We start from the raw sequence: 9,744 nt of genomic DNA, 5'->3' as shown, positions 1-9,744 counted from the left end.
ACACGCCAGCCAGACTCAACCCCCCGCTACACCCCGGATCGCGAAGAGCCACATTCCCGATACGGGATCACTGCGCAGGGACGTCATCGCGCTGCTGCGGCCCGCCAATCGCTTCGGAGACAGCGTGGCCGCCCTGTTCCGCCACGAACTCATCCTGAACCTCCACCGCGTACTCGGACGGCGCGTGGTCTGGGTGTCGGCGGTAGGAGCTGGGTGCACACCCGAGGACGCGTCGGAAGTCGGTGCTCAGGTGGGCGTGGTCGGCATAGCCGAGGTCGGCGGCCCAGCCACGCCCACGCAGGTCCCGGTGTGACACCCCGGTGGTGGGACCGGCCAGGGAGACCCCGCCGACTTGTACGACGGGGTTGGAGGCGGGGAACGGCAGCAGCTCCTGCCTTGAGATGCGCCCTGGTGCGAGATCCCAGCGGGGTATCCAGAACCAGTGGACCAGCTCGCTCACCTCCCGGGGCGCGGGCTCTCGGTGGAGGGATGGGAGCCTGGCGGGATAGAGCACGCCTCGCCCATCGCCCGACTCGGCCATCGTCTCGCTCCTTGCGCCAGGTCGTCGCGAATCTTCAAGCCGTGCCCGCGGGGGCGCGCATAGGGTCGGTACATGGACGAACATGACCCACCCCGGATCGGGGTCTCCGGCGACCACACCACCAATGGCATCCCGCACGGCGTTACCAGCCTGACCCCGTTCCTGGCCATCCGGGGTGCGGCGGATGCCGTCGAATTCTACCGTTCGGTGCTCGGCGCCCGCGTGGTCGATGTCACCGAGATGGGCGGAGTCGTCGTGCATGCCGACCTGGACTTCGGCAACGGCAGGCTCCAGATCGGTGAGCCCAGCCCGGAATACGGCCTCGTGCCAGCTCCCGGAGGAGACAGCGACTGCTATTCGATCGGCCTGTACTGCGCGGACGTCGACGCGATGGTCGTGCGTGCCGAGCAGGCCGGAGCGACGATCCGCGAACCGGTGAGCACATTCGTCTCCGGTGACCGCTTCGCCTCCATCCGTGACCCGTTCGGGGTGCGCTGGTCGATCATGTCCCGCGTCGAGGACCTCTCCGAGGCCGAGAGCGCCCGCCGAGTCGCGGAATGGGCTGCGGCGCAGGGGGCCCCGAGCGACTGATGAGCAGCACCCGCCCGGCCCCTTGGCTCTGTTCAGAGGTCATGGCATTCTCCCGCCGTCGCCGTTGGACACCGGATCGTCGGTCGAGGGTGCCAGTTCGCCCAGCAGCGTGAAGAGCTCGTCGATCCGTTCCCTGACGACCGAGTGCAGATGTGCGGCGAAGCGATCCCAGTCCTGTTGCGTCGGCGCTTGTCCGGGTGGCAGGGCAGTGAGTGCCTCTCGGATCTCGGCGACGGTGAGTCCGACGCGCTGGGCTGTGCGGATTATCGCGATCCGGCAGCAGGCGTCGGCGAAGAAGCGACGGTGGTTCTCGCTGGTGCGTTCGCTGGGCAGCAGGCCGTGGTCGTCGTACCAGCGCACCGCGGACGGAGCGATCTGCATCCGTTCAGCGAGCTGACCCACACTCAGCCCGCTCTCGTGCCAGTTCATGGGCCAAGTATCGGATCGGGTCGGCCTTGCCTTCAACCTTGGTTGAAGGCATATGAATGACCCCATGAATCCCACTCCTCCCACTGTCCTGGTGATCGGAGCCTCTGGGCGCGTCGGCGGCGAGGTGTGTCGGCAACTGAGAGCCGCCGGAGCGCAGGTCCGCGTCGCGACCCGTCACCCTCAGGCCATCATCGCCAACGGTCACGCCGCGACGATGGCGGTGGACCTCACCGATCCCGCCACGCTCGAACCCGCCTTGAAGGATGTGGACGCGGTCCATCTGATGTGGCCGTTCTTCGACACCGCGGAGGATGCCCGCCGGAAGGTCACGCCGATCGCCCAGCAGCTCGGGTCGAGCGTGCCACGTGTCGTATATCTCTCCTCCCAGGCGGTAGAGGACGATCCGCAGAGCTTCTGGGCCGTGGTCGAGGACGCGCTGACGGCCGAGGTCGAGGAGTGGACGATGCTGCGTCCGACCGGCTTCGCCTTCAACGCCCAGCAGTGGGTGCCCCAGATCGTGAGCGGCGACACTGTGCGATGGCCCTTCGGACAGATGTCCAGACCTCTCATCCACGAACGCGACATCGCCGCCGTGGCCGTCAAGGCGCTGCTGGAGGAAGGCCATCAGGCTCGCCGCTACGTCCTGACCGGACCCGAGTCGCTCACCCAGCAGAAGCAGGTGCAACTCATCGGCGCGGCGATCAGCAGACCCTTGCGCTGGCAGGAGATCGACCGGGCCCGAGCCCAGCGCGAGTACGGCATCCCCGATGTCCTGCTGGATGCCTGGGAGAACTTCCTCAGCCGTCCCGAACCGGTGACCGACGAGGTCGCTCGACTGCTCGGCCGGGCTGCCCTCAGCTTCTCCGACTGGGCCCATGACCATGCCGACCTGTTCCGATGAGCGCACCGGATGTGCCTGCTGGAATGCGCACATCGAAGCGCTGGGTCGGTCACCGTCGGGACTGCGTCCTCCCCGGCCATCTCCGGCCGCGTCAACGCCGCGACGTGTACCGCATGCTTCATGCGTCCGATCAGGACAGCCGGGCGAAGTGCAGCTCGGTCCGCTCAAGCATCCGCTGGCGCTGTCCGGGGGTTCTGGACGTGATGTCGGCGTAGTTGCGCCAGGTGAGGTGCTTGACGCCGATCTTCCCGAAGGTTCCCTTCAAGAGGATCTTGGTGAGGGGATCGCGGAACCACCAGCGGTAGGCCTCGGCTGGAATCGTCATGACGGACAGCGCAGTGACCCCCTGCAACCGGGGCATCAGGTTCCGGAACGGATTTCCTCCGGCTTCGGCGAGCTCATCGAAGTGAACCCCCTTGGCGACCACCTTGTCCAGGAATCCCTTCGTGGTGGCGGGCATCGCCTCCCACCAGACCGGGAACGCGAGGACGAGGTGGTCCGCCTCGAGCAGCCGCTGCTGGTAGTCGAGCACTCTCGGATCGGCTTTCCCGTGTCCTCTTCAGGCACGCAGGTCTTCGCGGGTCATCGCGGGGTTGAAGCCGTAGGCGACCAGATCGACGACATCCACGTGGTGACCAGCGCGCTAGGCTCCACGGATCGCCGTTCACAACGGCGTCCCGCCGATCGGCCCGCACGGGTCGAGTCCCATCAAAGCCAAGAACGGACCCTCAGATGTCATTCCAGGCATACCTCGACGCCATTGAGGACAGGACGAGCCTCACTCCGCGTCAACTCCTCGACATCGCCGCCAGCCGCGGCTATGACGCGCCGGACGTCAAGGCCGCCGTCATCCTCGATTGGCTCAAGGAGGACTACGGACTCGGACGTGGCCACGGCATGGCGCTGGTCCACGTCATCAGGAAGGGTCCGCAGATCGACAGCAAACATGTCGGCAGCACCGGGTCGCACCGTGACGAGTCGGACACACTCTGGCTCGACGGAAAAGCGACCAGACCGTGAGTGCCGATTCCTGGTGATCCTCCCGACCGGCCAGTGCCACCATCGTGCGGCGGAGATCGCCGAGCTCTTCGATCGCGCCATCCGCGTCTGAACTCACACTCACGATGTGGCTCGAGCGGTGCGGCCATCGCCGGCGAGGGCATCGTGGATGGCCTGGACATCGGTAGCGTGAAGCCAGATCGCAACGCCGATGCCGGGCTGGACGACGGAGGCGAGGTCGGTGCCGGCGGTGATGTCGCGAAGAGCGAACGCGATCGGCCTGGTATCGAAGACAACGGCGTGCGGAGGTCCGGTCGGGGAGCGGACAAGGCCGAGGCAATGCTCGTAGAACGCCTGCGAGGCGCCTGTGGGGAAGGCTCTCCTCGCGCGTCTCACGCCTCGCGGCCGATGAAGCCTGGCCACGGCATCGGCGGCGGTTCGGTCTGTTGAGCTCAGAATTGCTGTCCTGCGAGCGCGATGATCGCTTATGTCCATTTGTCGCCAACAGATCGATGTGATCGACGTGCCACGCCTCGGGGGGCGGTGAAGCTCTGGTGGCGGAAACGTCGCCGGCTGTGCCCCGAGCTGGCGCGGCCGGAGAGCCATCGAGCTCACCGAGGAATGCTCCTGATTCTCGGCGGAGTCTCGATGACCACTCGGATTGAAGCACTCAGGATACCTACGGGGATGCCTGTGCTGGTCAATGATCAGTTGATCTTGATAGCATCCGTGGCGAATGAGTGCTTCCCGTTCTCGTCATCCCAGCAAACCAGCGTTGGGGAGTTCTCAGCGTCTGTTGCGGGTGCCTCGAGTTGATTGAGGGTTTCCTTCGATGACTGGATCAATGCGGAGAACCCTTCCATTATGGCCTTTTCGCTCTCCAGTATTGCCACGTAGCCGTCTTTCATGGCGCTTAGCTTGAGTGCTTGGGAGTGGCCTTTTCCTCCCGCAAATCCGGGCAGATGCTTCGCGACCCAATTCTGGTCGTCGAAATGCTCCCTGACATTCTCCATCGCCTTACGCATGGCTTCTGAGCGGTGGAGCAGAAATTCCCAAAGGGTGATGTTTCCTTCGACAGTCGCCTTGAGCCGTCGAGTCGCGATGGTCATAGATGCCGGATGATCCTGGAGATCTACGCCAACCCGCAGGTGTGCAGTGCGCAGATCCAAGAACGAGGCAAGTATGGCGCTGTGCGCGTCATAGTTCAGCTGCTGCACGTCTGCGACATCGTTGATGTCAGTGAACTCCTGTGACTTGACAAGATAGCTGTACCGCTCGGCAAGTCGTCGGACATCGCGCTCAGCGATTGCGAGGCGGACGAGCATGTCCACACTGAATGAGCCGGCCTGTTCGTACTGTTCGTTGATTTCGTCCACAACCTTGGACGCGGCAACCAACTCACCGACATGTGTGGCTTCAGTTCTGGCAGCAGCTGCATCCAAGGCCCGTTTTATGGAATCGAGCTTCTCGTTCACCTGTCGGAACTGTTGCATTGTCATTGCGGTATTGAGCACCAGGACAGCCATGAGTGGGGCAAGTACGGGCATGGAGGCGGCTACCGGGATGAATGGTGCATGTCCGACAATTCCTCCGGCACCCATCACTGCGGATCCGACGCCCGCCCCGATTGGCATCAGCGAGGCGGGATTGGCTGTTGCCACGTACAACGTGGGCGCCAATACCGATGACAATGCTGTCGTTCCGGCAGCAGTGCCAGCGACAGCCATCGACATGACACCTTGAGGGGAGACGGCTCGTTCATCAGGAGCGTATCGCCCTGTGGCCAGGTATCCATCGTTCAGATTCTTGATGATGAGGTCACGAATTTCACCTTGGAATTCGAAGACTGCCATCTCCGAAGCTCCCATTGTGAACTTCTTGACCGTGACACTCTGCAGTTCTGTGGTCACAGCTTTCCCTTCCCGACCCAATTAACGGTCGTACTCTACTTGGGCATTACCTCTTCATGGACGCCAAAAGTCGGCATCGCGATACTGTCACACCCGTCCCATGTCACAGTGAGTCGATCTCGAACATGCGGTCGCCACCAGGATCAAAATCCAGTCTGGATTCAATCGATTCCCTGTGACCCTTCGCGCCGTCGAAATCACTCGGGAGCGGTGTGTGCAGACTGTTCAGGCTCTTGAGCCAGGTCTCGGCAGATTCAGTCATTTTTCGCCACTCCATTGGTGCTCAGTCCGAAGAACCGGTCGAAGAATGCGGTGATCTTGTCGAGGACGCGCTGCTTCTTCTCACTGTGGTTGCCTCCAGCGGTGAACCTTGAGCTGGGCGGCAGGATCTTGGTGATTGCGGTCCCGGTAGTCGGAACGGATCCGTCACGGAATGCGTTCTGCACGAAGGTCCGGGTCTTGTCAGGCTTGAGTTTCTCATCGGCGATGATGGTGGCGAGTTCAGCTTCGCGGCGGGCGGCGATGAAGGAGCGCCACTCGTCATCGACGGAATTGTCGGATGAGACCGAGTCGACGAAGTCCTCGATGAGATCCTTCTTGCTGCGCAGGCTGGGGCTGGCGTCGACGGCGCGGGTGATCTCGGCTCGAATTTCCTTGTCCTGACCCTCGCCGTGCTCAGTTCTGTACTTCTCGACGAGCATGAGGATGTAGTCGACGTTGATCTCGACCTGCTTGATGAGCTCGATCTCGAAGACCACGTCGTCGTTGATGATCTCTTTGTCGGCGCGGGTGTCCTTGCGGAACTCGGCGTACAGGTCGAGGTAGACGCTCTTGTAGTCCTGGACCTGCCGCTCGGTGAGCCGCTGGTTCCTCGTGAAGTCATCGAAGGACGCGAGGATGTTCTCCAGTCGCAGGATCGCCCCGAACAGGGCTACGAAGTCCTTCTGCGCCTGCTCGCCCACAATCGGCTGCCCGAGTGGGAACCGGGCCAGCAGTTCGTCGACCTTGGTGGAGTAGACGGCGTAGTAGTCGGCGTAGGGCTTGAGTACCACAACACCATGGGCGTCCTTGTTGCCGAACAGCTCCAGCGCCTTGTTTGTCTCCTCCTCCAGATCGCGGAAGGTGACGATGTTGCCGTAGGTCTTCACCGAGTTCAGGATCCGGTTGGTGCGTGAGAACGCCTGGATCAGGCCATGTGAGCGCAGATTCTTGTCCACGAACAAGGTGTTGAGGGTGGTCGCGTCGAACCCGGTGAGGAACATGTTGACGACAATCACCAGGTCGACCTCGCGGTTCTTGAGCCGCATCGACAGGTCTTTGTAGTAGTTCTCGAACTTCTCCGAGGATGTGTCGTAGCTGGTGGCGAACAAGGCGTTGTAGTCCTGGATTGCGTCCTCCAGGAACACCCGCGCGTCGGCGCTGAGAGAGTCGGTGTCGAAGCCCTCCTCGTCGAGCACGTCACCGACCGCGTCGTTGACGCCGTAGGAGTAGATCAGTGCGATCTTGAGTCGACGATCCGGCGGTAGCTCCTCCTGCTGGAGCGTGAACGCGTTGTAGTAGCGGCGTGCTGCGTCGATCGAGGCGGTCGCGAAGATCGCGTTGAAGCCTCGCACGCGCTTCGACGCCTTGATTTCCTCTGCCCGGCGGCGGGTGCTGATGACCTCGGACACGTTGGACACCACGTGGTGCAGATAGCTCGACGAGCGCCTGGTCTTCTGATCGAAATGCTCCAGGGTGTAGGCGACAATCTCATTGATCCGGCGAGGGTCGAGCAGCGCCCGCTCCCGGTCGATCGCCGACACCTGCTCATCGACCACGCTTCCGGTCTTGATGGTGTTGACGTAGTCGATCCGGAAGGGCAGAACGTTCTTGTCGGTGATCGCATCCACGATCGTGTAGGTGTGGAGCCTGGCACCGAACGCCTGCTCTGTGGTCTTCAGCCCCGGAGCCCCGCCTGTTCCTGCGTTGACGGCGAAGATCGGGGTGCCGGTGAACCCGAACAGGTGGTACTTCTTGAATGCCTTGGTGATGGCGGTGTGCATGTCGCCGAACTGGGATCGATGGCATTCGTCGAAGACGATTACGACGTGGCCGTCGTAGATCGGGTGCTCGGGATTGGCCTTGATGAACGTCGCGAGCTTCTGGATCGTCGTGATGATGATCTTCGCCTGGGGATTCTCCAACTGACGCTTCAGGACCCTGGTGGACGTGTTGGAGTTCGCGGCGCCCTTCTGGAAGCGGTCGTATTCCCGCATCGTCTGGTAGTCGAGATCCTTGCGGTCCACCACGAACAGCACTTTGCCCACATATGGCAGCTTGGTGGCCAGACGAGCAGTCTTGAAGCTTGTCAGGGTCTTGCCAGAACCCGTGGTGTGCCAGATGTAGCCGCCGGCCTTGACGGTACCGAGCTGCCGGGCATTGGTCGAGATCTCGATTCGCTGCAGGATCCGTTCGGTTGCCACGATCTGGTAAGGGCGCATCACCAGTAGCGTGCGGTCGGCCGTGAGCACGCAATAGCGGGTAAGGATCGCCAGCAGGGTGTGCTTCGCAAAGAACGTCTTCGTGAACGCCGTCAGTTCTTGGATCGGCTTGTTCGTCGCGTCGGCCCACCACGAGGTGAACTCGAAGGAGTTCGAGGTTTTCTTCGCGCGGCTGTCGCCGACTTCGTGCGTGATGTGTTGGGCTCGCGTGGTGTTCGAGTAGTACTTCGTCAGAGTGCCGTTGGAGATCACGAACAGCTGCACGTACTCGAACAGGCCTGAACCGGCCCAGAAGCTGTCTCGCTGGTAGCGGTCGATCTGGTTGAACGCCTCCCGTATGTCCACCCCGCGCCGCTTCAGTTCCACGTGCACCATGGGCAGACCATTCACCAGGATTGTCACGTCATAGCGGTTCGAGAACCTCGCGTCACCGCCTTGGGGAGCGTCGGGTACCTCGTACTGGTTGATCACCTGCAGCCGGTTGTTGTGAATGTTCTGCTTGTCGATCAGCGAGACGTTCTTCGTCGACCCGTCATCGCGAGTCAACAGCTGGACGTGGTCCTCCTGCACCCGGACCGTCTTCTCCACGATCCCCTCACGAGCGCTCGCGATCCGCTCACTGAAGAACCGCTTCCACTCCGTGTCGGAAAAGCTGATCTGGTTCAGCGCTTCCAACTGGTGACGCAGATTCGCCACCAGATCCGCCTCGGTGTGGATCGGCAGGTACTCATATGCCTGCTCGTCCAGCAACCGGATGAACTCCCGCTCAAGATCCGCCTCCGACTGATAGGTCCCCTCATCTCTGACATCCGGGACATACTCCGCCACCACCGTCGACTCCGCCGAAACTGCGATCGGATCGAACTTCCGAGCAGCGGCCTCACTCATGCTGCGGCCTCCTTGAACGTCAACAGCCGATCCCGGTAGTACGAGTACTGCTGACGACGCGCCTCAATCTCCGCAGGGAGACCCGACGACAAGTCATTTACCAGTGCATCGAACTTGCTCAGGATGCCGACTATCCGCTCTTGTTCCTCGACCGGCGGCACGGGCAAGACGACCGCGCCCAAGTCGTTCTGGCTCACCTTCCAAACCCCAGAGGTAACCTTTGCGATCTGCTCGATCTTCTCCCGTACCGGCCGACTCTCCCAGATGTAGAACAAGTACCTCTGCGAGACGAGGTCCAGATTTGGACGTGCGCGAATCATAGTGTCGGGAAACGCCACCTCCGCCGCCTGCTCGACCATGCACGCGCGGGCCAGGAGCTCCTTGGAACCGTTACCGCGCGCGAACAACAGGTCGCCCGCTTCGATTCGAAACCGCCGTCCCGTCGCCTCGTCCCACGCGCCGAGTTTCTGCTCGCGTACATCTACGACTGGTCCATGAAGTGCGGTCAGACGTAGGACTGGGTATCCGTTCCCGTCCTTGATCGAACGCCCGTTTGCCAAGGGCTCCTTCAGCAGTCCGCTCAGAGTTGCCCACCTGACTCTCTCTTTCTGTGTGAATGAGAGAAGCGCGTCCCGGTAGTGGGCGTACTGCGCCCGCCGAGCTTCCAGCTCCGCTTCCAGCTCCGCTTCCAGCGCTGTGAACTTGTCCAATATCCGCACGATCTCCCGCTGCACCTCAAGCGGCGGCACCGGGATTCGGAAGTTCAGGATCGCGGCCTTGTTACCACGTGGCATCTTCGCGCCTTTCGCATGCTGCATGCTGTAGGCGAAAAAACCATCAGAAGATAGAAGATAGTAGAGGAATTCAGGTGTGAAAGATCGCTGCGCAATCTCGTTGATTCGTAATGCGAGTACATCGCCACTACATCCTCCAGAATTTGTTGCAAGCCATACCGGCTCTTCGCGATCCGGGGTGTAGCGGGGGGTTGAGTCTGGCTGGCGTGTC

10 protein-coding genes and 1 pseudogene are annotated in these 9,744 nt (G+C 62.0%); 3 read left to right on the top strand and 8 right to left on the bottom strand.

What is annotated here, in order from left to right:
• Positions 1 to 67: 67 nt before the first annotated feature.
• Positions 68 to 541, bottom strand: coding sequence for a helix-turn-helix domain-containing protein (locus tag ABF648_RS11205; protein WP_415632342.1), 474 nt, complete (start codon positions 539 to 541; stop codon positions 68 to 70).
• Positions 542 to 613: 72 nt separating this feature from the next.
• On the opposite strand from ABF648_RS11205, the gene ABF648_RS11200 reads away from it, so the two are divergent.
• A complete protein-coding gene (locus ABF648_RS11200; protein WP_415632341.1) occupies positions 614 to 1,132 on the top strand; it encodes a VOC family protein in 519 nt (172 codons plus the stop codon).
• Between the two features lie 39 nt (positions 1,133 to 1,171).
• Here ABF648_RS11200 and ABF648_RS11195 read toward each other — a convergent pair whose 3' ends face one another.
• Positions 1,172 to 1,561, bottom strand: coding sequence for a MerR family transcriptional regulator (locus ABF648_RS11195; RefSeq protein ID WP_415632340.1), 390 nt, complete (start codon positions 1,559 to 1,561; stop codon positions 1,172 to 1,174).
• A gap of 64 nt (positions 1,562 to 1,625) precedes the next feature.
• On the opposite strand from ABF648_RS11195, the gene ABF648_RS11190 reads away from it, so the two are divergent.
• Positions 1,626 to 2,462, top strand: a complete 837-nt coding sequence (locus ABF648_RS11190) for an SDR family oxidoreductase (RefSeq protein ID WP_415632339.1) — start codon at positions 1,626 to 1,628, stop codon at positions 2,460 to 2,462.
• A 130-nt stretch (positions 2,463 to 2,592) separates the two neighbouring features.
• Here the strand turns inward: ABF648_RS11190 and ABF648_RS11185 are convergent, their stop codons facing one another.
• Entirely contained in the window at positions 2,593 to 2,994 is a 402-nt protein-coding gene (locus ABF648_RS11185) for an NAD(P)H-dependent oxidoreductase (RefSeq protein WP_415632338.1), read from the bottom strand.
• A 200-nt stretch (positions 2,995 to 3,194) separates the two neighbouring features.
• Here ABF648_RS11185 and ABF648_RS11180 point away from each other — a divergent pair, with 200 nt between their 5' ends.
• Positions 3,195 to 3,482, top strand: a complete 288-nt coding sequence (locus tag ABF648_RS11180) for a DUF4287 domain-containing protein (protein WP_415632337.1) — start codon at positions 3,195 to 3,197, stop codon at positions 3,480 to 3,482.
• 117 nt (positions 3,483 to 3,599) lie between these two features.
• Here ABF648_RS11180 and ABF648_RS11175 read toward each other — a convergent pair.
• The 5 genes and pseudogenes from ABF648_RS11175 to ABF648_RS11155 all read right to left on the bottom strand — a co-directional run.
• Positions 3,600 to 3,857, bottom strand: a pseudogene (locus ABF648_RS11175) (hypothetical protein); the annotation flags it as partial.
• Between the two features lie 311 nt (positions 3,858 to 4,168).
• Positions 4,169 to 5,371 carry a hypothetical protein gene (locus tag ABF648_RS11170; RefSeq protein WP_415632336.1) on the bottom strand — a complete coding sequence of 401 codons (1,203 nt, stop codon included), beginning with the start codon at positions 5,369 to 5,371 and terminating at the stop codon, positions 4,169 to 4,171.
• A 103-nt stretch (positions 5,372 to 5,474) separates the two neighbouring features.
• On the bottom strand, positions 5,475 to 5,633 hold the full coding sequence (locus tag ABF648_RS11165) for a hypothetical protein (protein WP_415632335.1): 159 nt from the start codon (positions 5,631 to 5,633) through the stop codon (positions 5,475 to 5,477).
• Positions 5,626 to 8,739, bottom strand: coding sequence for a type I restriction endonuclease subunit R (locus ABF648_RS11160; RefSeq protein ID WP_415632334.1), 3,114 nt, complete (start codon positions 8,737 to 8,739; stop codon positions 5,626 to 5,628). Before ABF648_RS11160 ends, ABF648_RS11165 begins: the two co-directional genes overlap by 8 nt.
• On the bottom strand, positions 8,736 to 9,744 hold a 1,009-nt coding region (locus ABF648_RS11155), incomplete at its 5' end, for a restriction endonuclease subunit S (protein WP_415632333.1). The genes ABF648_RS11155 and ABF648_RS11160, both read right to left, overlap by 4 nt.

This window comes from Propionibacterium sp., assembly GCF_047719395.1.
GTDB lineage: Bacteria > Actinomycetota > Actinomycetes > Propionibacteriales > Propionibacteriaceae > Propionibacterium.
The sequence above is the reverse complement of the archived record's forward strand: the minus strand, read 5'-3'. Positions and strand labels throughout refer to the sequence as shown.

What these genes read in the sequence shown, in the direction of transcription:
- ABF648_RS11205 (WP_415632342.1), bottom strand. Translation starts at nt 541, where the DNA reads ATGGCCGAGTCGGGCGATGGGCGAGGCGTGCTCTATCCCGCCAGGCTC.
- ABF648_RS11200 (WP_415632341.1), top strand. Translation starts at nt 614, where the DNA reads ATGGACGAACATGACCCACCCCGGATCGGGGTCTCCGGCGACCACACC.
- ABF648_RS11195 (WP_415632340.1), bottom strand. Translation starts at nt 1,561, where the DNA reads ATGAACTGGCACGAGAGCGGGCTGAGTGTGGGTCAGCTCGCTGAACGG.
- ABF648_RS11190 (WP_415632339.1), top strand. Translation starts at nt 1,626, where the DNA reads ATGAATCCCACTCCTCCCACTGTCCTGGTGATCGGAGCCTCTGGGCGC.
- ABF648_RS11180 (WP_415632337.1), top strand. Translation starts at nt 3,195, where the DNA reads ATGTCATTCCAGGCATACCTCGACGCCATTGAGGACAGGACGAGCCTC.
- ABF648_RS11165 (WP_415632335.1), bottom strand. Translation starts at nt 5,633, where the DNA reads ATGACTGAATCTGCCGAGACCTGGCTCAAGAGCCTGAACAGTCTGCAC.
- ABF648_RS11160 (WP_415632334.1), bottom strand. Translation starts at nt 8,739, where the DNA reads ATGAGTGAGGCCGCTGCTCGGAAGTTCGATCCGATCGCAGTTTCGGCG.